The organism is Bradyrhizobium sp. CIR48, assembly GCF_014198315.1.
GTDB lineage: Bacteria > Pseudomonadota > Alphaproteobacteria > Rhizobiales > Xanthobacteraceae > Bradyrhizobium.
This window is the reverse complement of sequence record NZ_JACIHG010000003.1, coordinates 530454-547298: the sequence shown is the minus strand read 5'-3', so window position 1 is coordinate 547298 and position 16845 is coordinate 530454. Positions and strand designations below refer to the sequence as shown.

Genomic DNA, 16845 nt, shown 5'->3' with positions numbered 1-16845 from the left:
CAGCGGCGTCATACTCTCTCGTTTCCAAAGCGCCCATTAGAGAGATCGACCGAGATTCCTTCTTGCGCGGAGCTGAGAGATTCTTGCGCAGTGATATCAGGCACATCGCCGAGAACCCAGAAGAGTACTCGGACTTCGTCTCCCAGAAGGCTGAGCGCGCAGCGACGGTTGCTGGAAGTTACGTTAACACCTACGACGATCCAAATAAGCCGGCACGATTTTACAGCTACCGGTTGGGCGACGAAGTTGTCGGGCTTCTAAGAGCAGGAGGCCCGGCTCGGATTAAAGGAGACCATTTTCAGCAGCAGTTTGGGCGCAACGATATCACATCCGTCGTAGATCTTAGGGTGACTCATCCGCTTGTCGAGAACGCTGGCGATATCTTGCTAGAACATCAACTGCGAGAGGACGGGGACCATCCGCTGATCTTGTCGCGGCCGGCCCTAGCGGGCATGGAACCTCGTCTAGCGGACATGGGTTTTGTTCAGGTGGGTCGTAACCACTGGGTGCTTGATCCTCACCAGCGCCCCGATGTGTGGGCGAAGAACGAGAACGACGAGTGGCAGCGGGTAGGCAAGCCTACGAAGTATCTTTCCAAAGATGGGGGCAGTGATGTCGGTCCTCAGAGAAGCTACGAAACGGATTCGTCGGACGATGACCCTTCATTTTACTTGGAGCGCGCTCTTAGTGGGATGCACATGGAGTAAATTGGCTGCAATAGCAGCAGCGGGCCTGAAATGACGGACATTTGACCGTTCTATCCCGGGCTCAACGGTCTTGCTTTAAAGGGGGCGCACGCTCGCTGCGTCGCCCCCGCCGGCTGAAACGTCCGTTCAACCTTTCTCCGAAGGCGCTTACGAAGCTGCGGTGGGATGCGCGATCCGAGGGGGCGTAACGGGGGCTCCCTACGGAGTAGCCATCAACGAGCAGCAATGACCAGCCACCGCAGGCAGCTATCCGGCAAATAGTGCAGAGGGCTTGGGCCCGAAAGCTGCACCTGCACGGCCTTCATGGAAAAACGGCAGCAAGGCCCAAATTGTCGAACTGATTGCTCTGAATTATGCGTCGGGTAATTGGGTGAGCCAGCAATGGCTGGCTTGCGCGTTGGATGACCACAGACACTATCAGCCCGGCACTTGTATGGTTCTTGCAGGTTGATTGCAAAGCGACAATGAAAAGCGTCTTGCAATAAATGGGCGATAAATGAAACCAAATCCCATCTACGCGATCTGCAGCTTTAACGACATTCCGAGCCGCCAGGCCGTGGGATTCCACCTTATGGTCGTCGATGAGCACGGCAATCACCGGCCATGGTCCATCATTGTGGTGCGCTGGGGCAAAAAGGTGCTTGGCTACGCCAATAAATGCCCGCACAACGGCGTCAACTTGGACTGGGAGCGGAACGAATTCCTCGACCCATACGGTATCCGGCTGATGTGCGGCAAGCACGGTTCGACCTTCGAACTCGGCACCGGCCGGTGCGTCGAAGGTCCATGTCAAGGTAGAGCTCTCACGCCGATCGCGTTGGCAGTTCTGGATGGTGATATCTGCGTCGTTGGTGTGCATCTTGTCGAAGAAGTTGCATCGGCCCACACCTGAAGACCGCGCTCAGACGGGCCGGTTCTCGTTGCGGTTTTTCACGGGCTCCATCCTCTTTAGCCCGTCGTCGTACGAGATCTCCTCATAGGACAGGTCGAGATCCTTTGCGGCATCGAGGAGGTAATCAAGCTTGCCGCCCGGATCGAGCTTCTTGATTTCGTCCTTGTTGAGCCCCACCAGGTCCATCATCTCCTTCCAAACCGTGGATTCATCGCACGGTAGAATATGGAACATAATATCACCTAACTTCACTCGGTACTTCGCCAGCAAGTCAATGTTGTTGCAGAACATGAAGTAGCTGCCGGTTGGGCTTAAGGCGCCGTCAAGCACGGTCGCGACGTCAGCAAGATAGGCGAAGGAATGCAGGTAGCCGGCCAGCACCGGAATAGTGCGTTCGCCGTCCTGCGCGATCGTCAACACCTGCTCAATCGAATATTCTGGCGGCCGTTTCTCGTCCGCGACCTGAGTCTGGAATTTTAGTGCGACGTCGCCGCGAAAGCCGAACCTGCCCGGCTTGGTAGTCCCGCCTTTGAGTACGGCATTGAGCAGGCGGCCCTCCTTCTCAAGTCTGCCGAGTGCGGTGTTCTCGATTGCAGTCATTAAATTCGTCCTCGATCTAAGCTCTTCACCGACGCCTTTGCCGGTCCCAGATGCGATGCAAATTGCTTGCCGTCGCATGAGTAGGGGCCTTCGCCGTAGTGCTTAGAAAGAAAATGCCTCAGTGGTTGCGATCGCATCAAGGAGCCTTGTCGGGAACGCGACACCGGTTCCAAAGCAAACAGGCGCGATCCGAAAAAGTGAGCATCATCAAGCGCCTGCGCGCTGGCACGTGGCTTGCCCTTAGCAGCTATATCCAAGCTGATGAGGGAAAGCCGTGATCAACCTGACGGATAGCGCAGTGAATGCAATCAAAAGCGCGATTTCATCCTCGAAGCACCCGACTGGCGGTCTGCGCGTCATGATCGAAGCAGGCGGCTGCAATGGATTCAAATACAAGATGGGTCTGGTCGAAGAACCGAAGCCTGACGACACCGTGATCGAATGCGACGGGCTGAAGGTGTTCGTCGATAACAAGAGCTGTGAGCATCTGATGGGCACGACCATCGATTTCGTAATGGCGCTGGAGAGTTCTGGCTTTACCTTTCACAACCCGAACGCCACCGCGAACTGCTCATGCGGAAAATCGTTCAGCTGATGAGACAAATCGTTCAGCTGCTGAGAAGGTCATCGGAGCATGCCGGCGGAACCGGACAACTGAGGCAATCGTCGTCCACTGCGACAGACCGAGAGCGTCGCATTCGCGGCGCAATCGAAGAGATCCGACCCAATCTGCAACGCGACGGTAGCGACCGTCACCTGATGGGGATCGATGGCAGCAGGGTCATGGTCAGGCTCACCGGTGCCTGCACGTTGTGTAAGCTTTCGATCGTGACGCTGAAAGGCATTCAGGCGCGGCTGGTCGGTAAACTCGGCGAATTGGTTCGCCTGATCCCCGTCGCTGCTGCAGGCGAGGCAGTGCATTGAGCGAAAATCGAGTGCCGATCTACCTCGATAACAATGCAACGACGCGGACGGATCCATCCGTTGTGCAAGCCATGTTGCCGTTCTTCACGGAGCAATTCGGCAATGCTTCGTCCACGCATGCCTTCGGCAGCGAGGTCGCAGTCGCTGTGAGGCAGGCCCGGCGTAGCTTGCGGGGCCTACTAGGGAACGCATACGAACATGAAATCGTTTTTACCTCGGGAGGGACTGAGGCCAATAATGCCGCGGTCCTCTCTGCGCTTGCGATGCAGGAAGGCCGCGACGAGATCGTCACCACCTCAGTTGAGCACTTCGCCGTTCTTGCGCTAACCGAGCAATTGGCGGCAAGAGGAGTCAAGACGCGCATCGTACCCGTAGATGCCCACGGCCGGCTCGACATCGAGGCGTTTCGCGGCGCACTCGGGCCACGTACAGCGATTGCCTCGGTTATGTGGGCCAACAACGAGACCGGAACGATGTTTCCCGTGGAGTTTCTGGCCGGGTTGACCCGTGAGGCGGGCGCGCTGTTTCACACCGATGCGGTCCAGGCCGTCGGCAAGGTGCGCGTGAACCTAAAGGACAGTGCGATCGACATGCTGTCGCTATCCGGGCACAAACTGCACGGCCCCAAGGGCATCGGCGCGCTATATTTGCGCACAGGGACAAAATTCCGGCCACTGATCTGCGGCGGATCACAGGAACGAGGTCGCCGCGGCGGGACTGAGAATATTCCCGGCATTGTTGGTCTGGGAAAGGCCGCCGAGCTTGCGGCGGAGCGGCTCGAACCGGAGCGCGTTCGCATTGGGGCGTTGCGCGACCGCCTTGAGCAGGGAATTTTGCACAATGGCGAGTGCGTTGCGCTCGGCGATATCAGCAATCGATTAGCGAACACGGCCAATATTGCCTTCGATCATGTGGAAGGCGAAGCCATCGCCCACCACCTCGATGGGGCGGGCATTGCCGTGTCGCTCGGATCAGCCTGCAACGCTGGCTCAATGCAGCCATCCCATGTTCTGCGTGCCATGCAGGTGCCGGCGTGGCGGATGCGTGGCGCGGTGCGCTTTTCCCTGTCCCGTGAAACCTCCTTCGCGGAGGTCGATGAGGTCGTGTGCGCAGTGTCCGACATCGCGGCTCGCCTGCGCGCCACCTCCCCCGTCGCAGTCAGGGAGTAGACCTCGTGAAAATCATGATCCGCCGGTCTCCGGACGCGGGCCTGTCAATCTACGTGCCAAAAAAAGATCTCGAAGAGCCAATCGTGGAATCCGAGTACGAGACGCTATGGGGCGGCTGGATCAAAGTAGCTAATGGCTGGGTGCTCGATTTGCCCGAGATGGCGAGCGACACACGGCTACCGATCACAATCAACGCAAAAAAACGGGGTGACAACGGGGGCGATCCATGAAGGCGCCCCCGCAGATTGACTTTGTCGATGCTGCCGATGCAAAGGCGACGCTCGTGGACATCGCTGCCGGCCTGAGGGCCGCGAGCGTCATTCCCTATCTCGGTCCTGGCCTCACCGAATTGTGCAGATCCGATATGCCGACCACGCCAGAGGCGTTGGCCAGCTTCTTCGCGAGCAAGGTTGCGCTGCCGCGGCGGGCTAGGGGCAATGCGTGGTGGTCGGCGCAGCATATCGAGATCAGCAAACACTGGTCCTCCGTGACCGCATTGATGACGTAGGCCTTCGCTCGACCGGTCGAGCGGACGCGGTTGCACCATCATCTTGCGTCCCTGTCGCTGCCCGTCATAGTCGACGCCTGGTATGATGCCGCCATGCGCTCGGCGCTGGGTAAGCGCGATGGATGAGGCGAAGTGCAGGGTATCACCCGCATCGGCATTGGCGAGAATCGCTGGTATCGCTTTTACGATTCGCTTGGCCAAGAGGTCGACAGTGCCGTGGCCGGCACCTGGGCGACGGTGTTGTACAAGCCGCATGGCAGCGTGCAGCCGGCCAACAACTTCCTTATCTCCGATGCCGACTATGTCGAGGCGTTGACCGAAATCGACATTCAGACGCCAATTCCGGACATCATCAAGGAAAGGCGAACCGGACAGACCTTCCTCTTCATCGGCTGTCGCTTCAACGACCAGCTCTTGTGTAGCTATGCCCGGCAGATCATCAAGCGCTCGGCCGACACCCGCTATGCGATCGTTGATCCGGACGCGCTCTCTCGCAACGAGCTCCGCTTTCTACTCGAGCAAGGCCTTACACCGCTTGCGATTGGGCTCTCTTGCGCGGTTGAGATACTGATCACCCATTAGTGTCCTTGTGAAGCCGAATCCCAGCTCCTATCGACATATTTGCGAGAGCCGCAACGCGAGAAGACCCGTTCAGATGGAGCCGGGTTCCGGCACTCAGCGCCAGAATGAATGCGCAAGCCGTGGAGCGTTGCGTGAGAATGGCGACGTATCTGTTGCATTGTCAACAAGCGCATCATTGCATGCTCTTACATGCCCCAGCGCCGATCGTTTCCGCTAACTCGTTGGCGTATGGCTCCAATTTCATCGTCTCCGCCATGGCATGCAAGTTGCTACCCAGCTTCTTGAGGCTCGCTCACGGATGGTCCTTGGGGGGGCGATGATGCCTGCAGGGAAAAATGAAAATGAACGCGGTCGTCGGACGCGGAAAATATGTCAAAGCTGTAGTGGATAGCGGCAAGATGAAGCCGGCCGCCAAGCATAAGGGCTGCCGCGCTTCGGCCAAGACCGGGCAGGCGAGCTGCGGCTCGCAGGTAGGTCAAGGCGATCTGCCGATCGAAATCTGGGAAAAGGTCAAGAACCATCCCTGCTACAGCGAAGAAGCGCATCATCATTACGCCCGCATGCATGTCGCGGTCGCGCCTGCCTGCAACATCCAGTGCAATTACTGCAACCGAAAATACGACTGCGCCAATGAATCGCGTCCGGGTGTGGTTAGCGAGAAGCTCACGCCTGAGCAGGCGGTAAGAAAAGTGCTCGCGGTCGCGACCACCATTCCGCAGATGACGGTCCTTGGCATCGCTGGCCCCGGCGACCCCCTGGCCAATCCAGCAAAGACGTTCAAGACGTTCGAGCTGGTCGCCAAGGCGGCTCCGGACATCAAGCTGTGCCTGTCAACCAATGGACTGGCTCTGCCGGACCATATTGATGCCATCGCCAGGTCGAAAATTGACCACGTCACCATCACTATCAACATGGTCGATCCCGAAATCGGCGCTAAGATCTACCCGTGGATCTTCTTCAACCACAAGCGCTACACCGGCATCGACGCGGCAAGGATACTCACCGACCGCCAGCTGCAAGGCCTCGAGATGCTTAGCGAACGCGGTATCCTATGCAAGGTGAACTCGGTGATGATCCCAAACATCAACGACGACCACCTGATCGAGGTCAACAAGGCGGTGAAGTCGCGCGGTGCCTTCCTTCACAATATCATGCCGCTGATCTCTGCGCCCGAGCACGGCACAGTATTTGGCCTCAACGGTCAGCGCGGACCGACGGCCCAGGAGTTGAAGGCGCTGCAAGATGCTTGCGAAGGAGAGATCAAAATGATGCGGCATTGCCGCCAGTGCCGCGCCGATGCGGTCGGTCTACTCGGGGAGAATCGTAGCGCAGAGTTCACCACCGATCAGGTCATGAGGATGGACGTCCAGTATGACTTAGAGATGCGCAAGGCATATCAGGCCAGGGTAGAGGATGAGCGTGCCGCCAAAGTCGCGGCCGCCCAAAAGGAGCTTGCGGAATTTGCCGGAGAAACGAGCGCGATCACTCTTCTAGTGGCCGTCGCAACCAAGGCCTCGGGGTTGATCAACGAGCACTTTGGGCATGCCAAGGAATTCCAAGTGTACGAACTTTCTACATCCGGCGCCAAATTCGTCGGCCACCGCCGCGTGGACGTTTACTGCCAGGGCGGTTATGGCGAGGAGGACAGGCTTGCTGCCATCATGCGTGGCATCCATGACTGCCATGCGGTCTTCGTGTCCAAGATCGGCGGCTGCCCGAAAAGCAATCTGATCAAGGCGGGGATCGAGCCGGTCGATCAATACGCCCATGAGTTCATCGAGAAGTCGGCGATCGCCTGGTTCAAATCCTATCTGGACAAGGTGAAACGCGGGGAGATCCAGCACGTGCAGCGCGGCGACGCTGTGATCCGGCAAGGATCTCTGATCTCTGCAGCGTAAGGGGGAATATGTGCCATTCAAGATCATCGCCTCGCAGTGTACGAGCTGCTCAGCCTGCGAACCGTTATGTCCGAACGTTGCCATCTCGGAGAAGGGGGCGAGCTTTGTCATTGAAGCGGCGAAATGCACTGAATGTGTTGGCCATTTCGATGACCCGCAATGTGTCGCCGCCTGTCCGGTCGACAATACCTGCGTGATTGACACATCCTTGCCTCGCTACCAGGCGCCAGCCTAAAGCGTGAGGCCGATGATTGGCATGCCAAGGGCTGGTGCTGAAACCGTCGTAAGCTTCGTGCTGCGCGTTGGCGTCGGCCCAGGCGCCGACGTTCGGTCCTCCATCACGGACGGCAACAGCGCTGGATTGCCCTGCGATCGTGCTGTTGCTGGTCGGCAGCATGGCCCTGGTGGCCATTTCATTGCGCGCGATGGTCCAAAGGCGCTTCGCGATGCCGAGCGCGGCCTTCTCGGCAGCGCTGCAATCGTCGAGGTGACTGACAGTGCCGCGCCACGATGTAGTGATGCAGGATCTCGCCTGCGGTGGGCGAGGCGGATCCCGGCATCTTTAAAGGAGCGATGCATGAGGAGCGGTACATGAACAGCATCGTTCGCGACAGCGACGTCGTCGAGCTCAGCGAGCCGCCTGTCTTCAGCTTTGGCCAAAAGGTGCGGGCCAATCGCACCATCCGCAATGATGGCACCTATCGCGGCAAGGAGATTGGCGACGTTTTAGTCAAGAAGGGAGAGGTTGGCTACGTCGTATCGATCGGCACGTTCCTGCAGCAATTCTACATCTACGGCGTCGAGTATCTGGAAAGCGGCTACCGCGTTGGCATGAAGCGCAAGGAACTGGAGCTGGTGGATGCCTGCGAGGAGATCGATGATCTGCCATTGCCGGAGGAGTCATGACGCAGTCCGGCTTTCCGAAATATCGGCGTGGCCAGCGGGTCAAGACCGCAGTCGACCTCATCAACGACCACTCATTTCCCGATACGGAGCCCGAGGGAGTCTTGCTAGCCGCCGGAGCGACGGGTGAGATCATCAACGTCGCGACCCATACCGAAGCGAACGTGCCGATCTACATTGTCGATTTTGGTGAGCAGCTGCTCATCGGCTGTCTTGAAGAGCTTTGAATGGAGGCTCCCGCCATGAATGCTGCGCTGATGAGAAAGGTAAAAGCCGGGCTAATGCCTCACCCTAACGAGCTCGATCGCAAACGGATCGAGCGCGGCTTGAGCTCGCGCCAGCGCTATCTCTACGTCTCGCCGAACGTGACGCCGGTGAGGGGCGGCTACCTCGTCGAGAGCCCCTGTTGCTCGCGCAACATCAACAAGGATGGCGCTCTCATCGATGTCGCGCTGGTTCTTTATGATGCCGTGAGCGGGGTCTGGAAGCTGTTTCGCAAGAACCACGCGCGAGGAATCTGGGAATTTCACAGCCTTTACCACCGGTTGACTTCGGCAATCGACGAATTGAATGCGGATCCGGAGAGTCTGTTTTGGCAATGACGCCCCGCCTTTCACCGGTCATAGAGGAGGCACGATGGCGCTCACCGCGGAGGAAGTGATCGAAATCGAGCGGCTGCTTGCAGCCGATGGCGCCGAGATGGGTCCGTTTGTCGAGCTGCGGCGCCGCTTTCCGCAGCTTGCTTGGGTGCGCTGTGAAGCGTCGGATGTGGCGGATCAGCCATTCCGGCAGTTCCCGTGTTTCGACCTTCATCTGATCGATGGATCGGATCACTGCGTGCGGATTACGGCCGATCCGTCGCTGGCGACCGGCATCGTATTGGCCAAAAGGAATGTTGGCGATGAGCACTGAACTAGCAGAATATCGTCTTGGTGGCGCGCATACTTTGGAGGAGAATACATCATTCATTCCATTGTCGGATCCCGACATCACCTTCGCCGAGCTCTCTGCCCTGGAAACGGTGCTGTGTTCGCCGCGCATCTCCAACGGGCAGATCACTGAGGCGTTTGAGCACGCTTTCGCGGCCTATCTTGGCCGCAAATATGCTGTTGCGGTCTCGAGTGGTACCATCGGGCTCCTGCTTGCGCTGAAGGCGCTCGACATCGGCCCGGGGCAGGAGGTTATCGCCTCGCCCTACTCCTTTCGTGAGACCGCGCATGCCATCAGTCTCGCAGGCGCACGAGCGGTATTTGCCGATATTGACTATTGGTCCGGAACTTTAGTCCCAGCGAAGGCCGAAGAGTGCATCACGGCGAAAACGCGGGCAATTGTCGCCGGCAATCCGAACGGTCATCCCGCGCCATGGTCGGAACTACGCGCGATCGCGCAGCGCCATCAGCTCCTGCTCTTGGAGGATTCCACCGAGGCGGTCGGATCGAGCTACAAAGGTGAGCTCGTCGGCCGATTTGGCGACCTCGCGGTGTTCGACTTTGCCCAGCCGGCGGCCCTAACCTGTGGCGAAGGCGCAATGGTGGTGACCGACGATGTCGACATCGCGGTCGGCTTGCGTCGCCATCGCCTGCATCGTCTGGACGAGCGCTCCTCATTTGTCGTCGGTAACACGGCACCTTACCAGGCTGGCATGAGCGATCTCACGGCTGCCTTGGGCCTGGCGCAGCTCAAGCGTCTCGGTGAAATCCTGGAGCGGCGTCGGTTGGTCGAGCAGCTATACAAAGCGCATATGCAATCTTTTGAGGGCATCAAGCCGCCTTATGTTGGACCCCATGTGACCGAGGTGAACTGGTTGCTTTATCTCGTTCATCTGGGGACGCGCTTCACGCGATCGGCGCGCGACGCCATCGTCGATGATCTGCGCGGCGCACAGGTTGAATCCGCCGCCTATAGCGAACCGCTGCACTTGCAACGTCACTACTTTGACTTCGGCTATCGGCGTGGCGACTTCCTGGTTACGGAAAAAATAGCCGAGCGCGCCCTGGCGCTTCCGTTTCACACCCATATCACGAACAAGCAGATCGAGTTTATCGTCGAGACCATGAAAGATGCGTCGATCAACGTGGGAGCCGGTGCAGCGATTTACTGAGATGCTCGTGATCCAACACACGGAAGAACGAGAATTGAATTGCGATGATCACAGTGTTTGTCATCGCGAGTGATGAGCAAGGGAACCTAAGAGATGCTTCAAGCGACGCGAAGAGGTCCTGCTCGATAGCAAAGGCGCCGCGTCCATGGGGCGACAGTCGAGATCGTCGGTGTTCGCTCGGGATCTTTGGAGTTACCAGAACAGGAGATCGGTATGAACTCGCAACAAGTCATCATCCACGTCCGCTTCGGTCCGAACGGGAGGGTGATCCAGATCAGCGAGCGTCCGACGAAGCTCACGCCGAACCAATGGTTTGATGTCCTCCACGCCCGTGCCAGCTCGGCTTATCGGCCGCTCGCTCGTGGCCGTGGGACGTTTCGGCTGAGCCGGACTGCGATCGAAGCCTTTAAGCAGGAAACTGCGAGGCCGGGATGAGCGAACCGATAAACGGCAACCTGATGAGCGATCAAATCGAGGGGTTTGCCGTCTGTCTGGTCGACGCCATCGAGCGGCGTGGCGCCATGGGGTGTAGCTTGTCGCGGATCGATGGAGGCGAGAGCCGGCCATTTTCAGTTATTGTGGTGCGCACCTTCAGCAACGACTATCTTGGCTACGTCAATCGTTGTCCGCATGAGAGCGTCCGGCTCAACATCGGCTCTGGCGCGTTTTCTTCGGTGGATCGCTCCTCAGATGCGGCCGGCACGGTGCAAGATTCGAGATCGACACTGTGATGTGCATCGACGGCCCCAGCGATGGACGAGCGGTAGCGCTCGGCGTGATCGGAGGTGACGTCTGCCTGCGGCGTCAAGCTGCTGGAGGACCCGGTTTGCCGGCCGCCCGTTCGGAGACAGCGATAAAACCATAGATATAACGATCCATCCCACTAACGGCCCCATCGCTTTGTTGTGCTCAAGCTGCCTGAGCCGCTTTGCCGTCGGATGAGGCCGTCCTACTCGTGATTGTTGGCAGATGGGTGTCACGGCTTTTGACTTGTGAGACAAAACGGGGCTTGGCGTGGATTACGGCGTTGCACTCCGCGACTCTCGCCGCACCAAGAAGCTGCTCCTGCCTTAGCTCGCCAAATCGAGCCGGCAGGCGAAAAAGATGCTGTGGGTTCGCGCCGGGCGATGCGGCGAGCCGATCACGCCATGGCAGAACAGAGCGCTCGAGTCACCGCGCGATCGTCGAGAATGAAGACTCCTCGATAGGCGGCATGAGGCTCATGAAGATCGCTGCTCATTCCAAGATATGATAGCGCGAGAGCTGGGCAAAATAGCCGAGATTCTCGCTTATCCTGCGTACGAACTGCAGAAGGTTGAAGCGGGAGGCCAAACGCTATGCGACGTTTGTCGTGTCCGAAACAGAAGCAAACGACATTTGTCACAACTTCGGCAATAATTGTGAGTCGCGCCGGGCAAAGCAAGGGATCCTTGCAGAAACGAACGTAACGTATCTGGTGCGCAACTTGCTTTGGAGAAGTTGGATGGTGAGCAAGTGATGCGGGAGTAAAAAGACCGCGATGACGGGAGAAGAGGTTGAAATTGATCAAGGAGGCTGCTCCGGACGCGAAGGTATCTATCGCTGATCTTCAGCGACGACAATCACGATGGTGCCCGCTCATTTCGCCGCTTTTCGCAAGCGCGAGTAGGAATCACTAGCAGCAATTGGTCGATGCGGCGTTCAATCTTAAGAGATTGTGAGGGGCAATGTGCTCGCACTTTGGCTCTTTCAGATGAAGCGCATTGATCACAGGATAGGCGCATGAACTCAGAAACCGAATTCGAGCTTCCTCAACTTTATAGGCATCATGTCTTTGCCTGCAACACGCAGCGTCCGCCAACTCATCCGCACGGCAGCTGTGGCGCCTCCGGCGCGCAAGCCCTGTGGGATCGAATGGGCAAGGCGATCGAAGCGCAAGGCCTCTACGATATTGGCTTCACGATGGCAGGCTGCCTTGGCTTTTGCAACTCCGGTCCGTTGATGGTCGTTTATCCTGACGGAGTGTGGTATCGCGCGACCACGCCTGAGGACGTTGACGAAATCGTAAACTCCCACCTCAAGCAGGACAAACGTGTCGACCGCCTTGTGATGGTGCTAAAGCGAGGCTAGAAGCTCCGCTTAGCGGCCACTTGCCGAGCTAGCAAGCATGGACGGCTTGTCCGTCCATGAGCGGGCCGCTCGGAGCTCAGATCGTCTGAGGTTGAGGGGAAGCCTCACGCTCCGGGTCTGCGAACAGCAGGTCATTGACCTTGGCGCGGCGTGCCGCCGTTTTTCTCCGCCCAATAGGCAAATGGCGCCTTTGCAACGCGCGATGAAACAAGAATATGATCATAAACTGGGTCGGTCTGTTTGTGTACCGTTACTCATGCCACGCGATCCGTAGCTCGCAGCGAGAGCGATGCTGCGAATGGCTCCCTGCGTTTCGCGAGATGATACGTAATTGACCGCGTCATCTCGCTCCTTCCTTGCGCTGTGGTGAGGTTAAGGGACGCGCTCGATGAGCTCGCCGCGTCCGGTTGATCAACTGGGTCCTGTCCTAGCCTCAGAACTTGTAGGTGACGCCGCCGCCGACGAGCCATGGGTCGATGTTGGCGCGCCCGGTGACGGCAACTGCATTGTTTACGGTCGCGGAGTACTCCGGCCGCAGCCACAGCTTCTTCACGTCAAAGTTGAGACCCCAGTGACGATCAAGCATGTAATCGAAGCCGAATTGGACAGCCGCGCCGAATTTGTTGCTAATGCGCAAATCCGTCACGGCAAGTCCGGCGAGCGAGGTATTCGCTGCCGATTGGTTGAAGAATGCGGTGTAGTTGACGCCCGCGCCGATATAGGGCTTGAGCCGGCCGAAATCTGTGAAGTGATATTGCAGCGTCAGTGTTGGCGGCAACAGCCAGGCTTTGCCGATATCGAGCCCAGTGAGCGCGCCACTGCCGCTGATGTGATGGCTGGTCACGCCGAGAATGAGTTCAGCTGCAACGTTTTTCGTGAAGAAATAGGTGATGTCGAGCTCGGGTATGGCTTGATAGCTGATCGAAAGCCCAGAACTTGGTGAGGACAGCGAGGGCGTCCCGGCAACGTTGACCGAGCTTCCTGCGGTATCCGGCAAAACGCCGAGCACGCGCAGGCGGATCATCCATGGATTGAAGGATTCGATTGGAGGCGCTTTATAGTAGACCGGAGCCGGACGCAGATCCGCAGCCCGTACGGAGATGCTGGCCAACGAGCTCGCTAGTGCGAGGAGCGATGCCGCCGTCAGAACTGTCCTTGTTCTCATCGAAGTCTCCATTCCATAAGTTCACGCGAGGAGCCGCGCGAGATCTCTGTCACACATGGGGGATGTCGGAGGATTTGATACCGATCAAAATGGGAGCGACCGTCGCACAATTATGCCGCTAAGTTGCATAAGGATCACGACCGCGGAGCGTGGTGGTCTGTTCTGATCGTTATTTCAGTCAAGAGAGCCGAAGTGTTCAAGAAACTGCCTCTCGGCTTGGTGCTCTGATCCAATCCAGGCCGCGGAGTCATGGGTGATAGAGGCGGCAGCTGCGGCGGCCTCTCACACCTTGCGAAGGCGAGAAGCGCAGCATGCGAGCGCAATATGGGCGATGCCGCCTTACGGGGCAGCCACTCGCGCCGGCCGTCTCAGCGAAGATCCCCTCGGTTACTACCGGTGAAGGAAGCCGGAAGTGGGGAACGTCATTCTTTGCCTCGTTTGATGGCCTGGGGGTACGCTCCGCCGTTTCCTCACGTCTGTGGACAACGCGTGCGGTTTGCTTCGTGGAAGCATTCCTCGAGATTATCTTGCGTGTTGCGGCCAAGCAGCGATAGCACGGGCTCATGACCGAGTCCGGCAAATCGTGCGCCGTCTACGTCGATCAGCGGTCGTCGTATCAGGAGCGGATCGCCTACCATCAATGCAAGTGCGCTTGCCGCGTCGATAGTATCGAGATTGACTTCGCCTGACTTGATACGGGGCGCAGCTCGGTTGAACCAGGCCTCGACGGGCATGTTGCCGAAGAACTCGCGCAACTCCTCCGCATCCCATGGCTTATTCAAGATGTCTTGGGCGATCACGTCGTGGCCGGCGGACTTCAGCGCTTGAATCTGACGCGCGTTAGTGGCGCAGCCGAGCTTCTGATAAAAGATAATTGTCGCCACGACATACCTATGTGAGCGCGCTGAGCTGAACGATTGGCACGGCGCTGCTGCTTTCGTGAGCCAGTTCGAATTTCTTGCCCGATCATTTCCAATGTCAGCGCACCAAGCGCTGTACTGTATTTGCAACACTCGCCGCTGGTCCGCCAGGTTTTGAGCCCGACCGGCATATTCACGCTTCTCAAATCGCTCGACTTGCGAGAACAGCAGCAAGTTCCGTTCCACACCTGAAGGCATCGGAACAGGTCCCGCCAAATCGGCTTTTCGCGTTAATGGTTGTGGTCGTTGTTCGCTTTCTGACAGCCGCGCAGATCCTGTCGGATCAGAAACAACCAGGATCACTCCACGGCTGGTTGGTTTTTAGAAACGTAATCAGATGCTTAAGGAGCGTGGTCAAGCGTTGGCACGGCGGTTGCTAATAAGCGGCAGCAACACTGAGTGAGGGCTGAGTGCACGCCGACGCGTAAGGCGAGCGATGCGCTCCTTCCCTTGAACCCGTGTGCCCCCGTTTCTGAGAGAGAAACAAGCTCGCGTGCAAGAAGCGCGCAACTTTTGGCAAATCGGTTGATGGAGAGCAACATGTCTTCACTGAGACAAATCGCGTTCTACGGGAAGGGCGGCATCGGCAAGTCGACCACTTCGCAGAACACGCTAGCGGCGCTGGCCGAGATGGGTCAGAAAATTCTGATTGTGGGGTGCGATCCGAAAGCGGACTCGACCCGCCTGATTCTGCACGCCAAGGCGCAAGACACGATTTTGAGCCTTGCAGCGAGCGCCGGCAGCGTGGAAGACCTCGAGCTCGAGGACGTAATGAAGGTCGGTTACAAGGACATTCGCTGCGTGGAGTCCGGTGGTCCTGAGCCGGGTGTCGGCTGCGCCGGGCGCGGCGTCATTACCTCGATCAATTTCCTGGAGGAGAACGGCGCCTACGAAAACATTGACTATGTCTCATACGACGTGCTCGGCGACGTCGTTTGCGGGGGCTTTGCGATGCCAATCCGCGAGAATAAAGCGCAGGAAATCTATATCGTGATGTCCGGTGAAATGATGGCGATGTATGCCGCAAACAACATTTCCAAGGGCATCCTGAAATACGCGAACTCTGGCGGCGTGCGGCTGGGCGGTCTGATTTGCAACGAGCGGCAGACCGACAAGGAGCTGGAACTGGCGGAAGCGTTGGCCAAGAAGCTAGGCACTCAGCTGATCTACTTCGTGCCGCGCGACAACGTGGTGCAGCATGCCGAGTTACGCCGCATGACGGTGCTCGAGTATGCACCCGAGTCCAAGCAGGCCGATCACTATCGCAATCTTGCGACCAAGGTTCACAATAATGGCGGCAAGGGCATCATCCCGACCCCGATCTCCATGGACGAGCTTGAGGACATGCTGATGGAGCATGGCATTATGAAGGCCGTAGACGAATCCATCATCGGCAAGACCGCCGCCGAGCTCGCGGCGTCGTAAAGGTCGCGTGTCGCAGCCTTGTGAAGGCGCGCGACGGGTGCCGGTCTCCCAAACCGCCCATCCCGGGAGGCCGGCATTCTAACGATCGAGCCTGACCAAAACCAGGATGCGGCGGGGCAAACCTGACCACTGTGGAAACCCGCAAAATTATGTCCGAAGCGCACTTCCTTCCGTTGAGGGCTGCTTGTGCCGTTGATGCCAACAGCCAGATGCACAGGGGAATTGCAACCTACAGCCTGCTCACCGGTGTGCCTCCTGCAGATGCCGATATCGCCATTGACAGCAATCTCGACCGCCATGTCCTGGCGTCCATCCTGGCGGCTGCCACAATGGATGGTGGCTCCCTTCCCGAGAAGGCCGGCCTGTGCGGCCTTGAACTGGCGGCCTTGCTGGAGCAGTACTTTCCCTCCCTTGAGATCAAGCTCGCGGAGCAGCTCTCGGCTTTCAAGTGCGAAGAGGACGACGAGATCGCAATGCTGCGCGATTTCTTGCTCAAGCAACGCTCGACTGAAGGGGATATCGGCCGCTGGCTGGCTGCGATGATCGCGCGCCGCGCCATTGAGCCAGACCATCTGTGGGAAGCTCTCGGCTTGCGCAATCGTGGCGAACTCTCTCGTCTGCTCAGCCGCCATTTCGCGCCGCTCGCCGTGCGCAATGTCAACAATATGCGCTGGAAGCGCTTCCTCTACCGCATGCTTTGCGAGGACGAAGGCCTCGTGATGTGCACAACACCCGTGTGTACGCAATGTGTCGACTTCAACCTTTGCTTCGGCGAAGAAAGCGGTGAGAGCCGGATGGCCGAGCGCCGGCGCGATTTTCTGTTGCAGGCGGCTCGGCCGGTCGTTGCCGGCGACTGGCCATCTGAACTGCCACAAGGGTCCGCGATCGCACCATCATCGGAGAAAGCCTCGCCGGATTTGGTGAGCCGCGCGGAAGGTTGAG

20 protein-coding genes and 1 pseudogene are annotated in these 16845 nt (G+C 58.2%); 18 read left to right on the top strand and 3 right to left on the bottom strand.

Annotation, left to right across the window (positions count from 1 at the left end; translation table 11 throughout):
• Positions 1–83 precede the first annotated feature (83 nt).
• Complete coding sequence (locus GGD66_RS12570; RefSeq protein WP_246783337.1) at positions 84–707, top strand: host specificity protein; 624 nt, start codon at positions 84–86, stop codon at positions 705–707.
• 496 nt (positions 708–1203) lie between these two features.
• Positions 1204–1599, top strand: coding sequence for a Rieske 2Fe-2S domain-containing protein (locus GGD66_RS12565; RefSeq protein WP_183257934.1), 396 nt, complete (start codon positions 1204–1206; stop codon positions 1597–1599).
• 9 nt (positions 1600–1608) lie between these two features.
• Here GGD66_RS12565 and GGD66_RS12560 read toward each other — a convergent pair whose 3' ends face one another.
• Complete coding sequence (locus GGD66_RS12560; RefSeq protein WP_183257933.1) at positions 1609–2199, bottom strand: hypothetical protein; 591 nt, start codon at positions 2197–2199, stop codon at positions 1609–1611.
• A gap of 274 nt (positions 2200–2473) precedes the next feature.
• Here GGD66_RS12560 and GGD66_RS12555 point away from each other — a divergent pair, with 274 nt between their 5' ends.
• The 14 genes and pseudogenes from GGD66_RS12555 to GGD66_RS12490 all read left to right on the top strand — a co-directional run bounded on the left by GGD66_RS12555 (position 2474) and on the right by GGD66_RS12490 (position 12393).
• Positions 2474–2794 carry an iron-sulfur cluster assembly accessory protein gene (locus GGD66_RS12555; RefSeq protein WP_183257932.1) on the top strand — a complete coding sequence of 107 codons (321 nt, stop codon included), beginning with the start codon at positions 2474–2476 and terminating at the stop codon, positions 2792–2794.
• Positions 2773–3123 carry a NifU family protein gene (locus GGD66_RS12550; RefSeq protein WP_409333973.1) on the top strand — a complete coding sequence of 117 codons (351 nt, stop codon included), beginning with the start codon at positions 2773–2775 and terminating at the stop codon, positions 3121–3123. Before GGD66_RS12555 ends, GGD66_RS12550 begins: the two co-directional genes overlap by 22 nt.
• Entirely contained in the window at positions 3120–4292 is a 1173-nt protein-coding gene (gene nifS / locus GGD66_RS12545) for a cysteine desulfurase NifS (RefSeq protein ID WP_183257931.1), read from the top strand. The genes GGD66_RS12550 and nifS overlap by 4 nt, the downstream gene beginning before the upstream one ends.
• Before the next feature lie 5 nt (positions 4293–4297).
• Positions 4298–4522 carry a putative nitrogen fixation protein NifT gene (gene nifT / locus GGD66_RS12540; protein ID WP_104461836.1) on the top strand — a complete coding sequence of 75 codons (225 nt, stop codon included), beginning with the start codon at positions 4298–4300 and terminating at the stop codon, positions 4520–4522.
• Positions 4519–5382, top strand: a pseudogene (locus tag GGD66_RS12535) (SIR2 family NAD-dependent protein deacylase). The gene nifT and the pseudogene GGD66_RS12535 overlap by 4 nt, the downstream one beginning before the upstream one ends.
• Positions 5383–5780: 398 nt before the next feature.
• Entirely contained in the window at positions 5781–7280 is a 1500-nt protein-coding gene (gene nifB / locus GGD66_RS12530; protein ID WP_409362370.1) for a nitrogenase cofactor biosynthesis protein NifB, read from the top strand.
• A gap of 10 nt (positions 7281–7290) precedes the next feature.
• Positions 7291–7515, top strand: coding sequence for a 4Fe-4S binding protein (locus tag GGD66_RS12525; protein ID WP_183257929.1), 225 nt, complete (start codon positions 7291–7293; stop codon positions 7513–7515).
• Between the two features lie 356 nt (positions 7516–7871).
• Positions 7872–8186 carry a nitrogen fixation protein NifZ gene (locus tag GGD66_RS12520; protein ID WP_183258076.1) on the top strand — a complete coding sequence of 105 codons (315 nt, stop codon included), beginning with the start codon at positions 7872–7874 and terminating at the stop codon, positions 8184–8186.
• Positions 8183–8410, top strand: coding sequence for a nitrogen fixation protein NifZ (locus GGD66_RS12515; protein WP_183257928.1), 228 nt, complete (start codon positions 8183–8185; stop codon positions 8408–8410). The genes GGD66_RS12520 and GGD66_RS12515 overlap by 4 nt, the downstream gene beginning before the upstream one ends.
• Positions 8411–8425: 15 nt before the next feature.
• On the top strand, positions 8426–8785 hold the full coding sequence (locus GGD66_RS12510; RefSeq protein WP_183257927.1) for a DUF3024 domain-containing protein: 360 nt from the start codon (positions 8426–8428) through the stop codon (positions 8783–8785).
• Between the two features lie 34 nt (positions 8786–8819).
• Positions 8820–9095, top strand: a complete 276-nt coding sequence (locus GGD66_RS12505; RefSeq protein WP_183257926.1) for a DUF6129 family protein — start codon at positions 8820–8822, stop codon at positions 9093–9095.
• On the top strand, positions 9085–10284 hold the full coding sequence (locus GGD66_RS12500; protein WP_246788860.1) for a DegT/DnrJ/EryC1/StrS aminotransferase family protein: 1200 nt from the start codon (positions 9085–9087) through the stop codon (positions 10282–10284). Before GGD66_RS12505 ends, GGD66_RS12500 begins: the two co-directional genes overlap by 11 nt.
• A 431-nt stretch (positions 10285–10715) precedes the next feature.
• Complete coding sequence (locus GGD66_RS41430; protein ID WP_246788859.1) at positions 10716–11015, top strand: hypothetical protein; 300 nt, start codon at positions 10716–10718, stop codon at positions 11013–11015.
• 1030 nt (positions 11016–12045) lie between these two features.
• The gene (locus tag GGD66_RS12490; protein ID WP_104461830.1) at positions 12046–12393 is read left to right on the top strand and encodes a ferredoxin; all 348 of its coding nucleotides are present in this window, start codon (positions 12046–12048) and stop codon (positions 12391–12393) included.
• Positions 12394–12826: 433 nt separating this feature from the next.
• Here the strand turns inward: GGD66_RS12490 and GGD66_RS12485 are convergent, their stop codons facing one another.
• Both GGD66_RS12485 and GGD66_RS12480 read right to left on the bottom strand, forming a co-directional pair.
• Positions 12827–13570: an OmpW family protein gene (locus GGD66_RS12485; protein WP_183257924.1), complete on the bottom strand. Its 744-nt coding sequence runs from the start codon at positions 13568–13570 to the stop codon at positions 12827–12829.
• A gap of 458 nt (positions 13571–14028) precedes the next feature.
• Positions 14029–14442 carry an ArsC/Spx/MgsR family protein gene (locus GGD66_RS12480; RefSeq protein WP_183258075.1) on the bottom strand — a complete coding sequence of 138 codons (414 nt, stop codon included), beginning with the start codon at positions 14440–14442 and terminating at the stop codon, positions 14029–14031.
• A gap of 576 nt (positions 14443–15018) precedes the next feature.
• Here GGD66_RS12480 and nifH point away from each other — a divergent pair.
• Positions 15019–15903, top strand: a complete 885-nt coding sequence (nifH, locus tag GGD66_RS12475) for a nitrogenase iron protein (RefSeq protein WP_183257923.1) — start codon at positions 15019–15021, stop codon at positions 15901–15903.
• Between the two features lie 149 nt (positions 15904–16052).
• Positions 16053–16844 carry a nitrogen fixation protein NifQ gene (locus tag GGD66_RS12470; protein WP_183257922.1) on the top strand — a complete coding sequence of 264 codons (792 nt, stop codon included), beginning with the start codon at positions 16053–16055 and terminating at the stop codon, positions 16842–16844.
• Position 16845 lies beyond the last annotated feature (1 nt).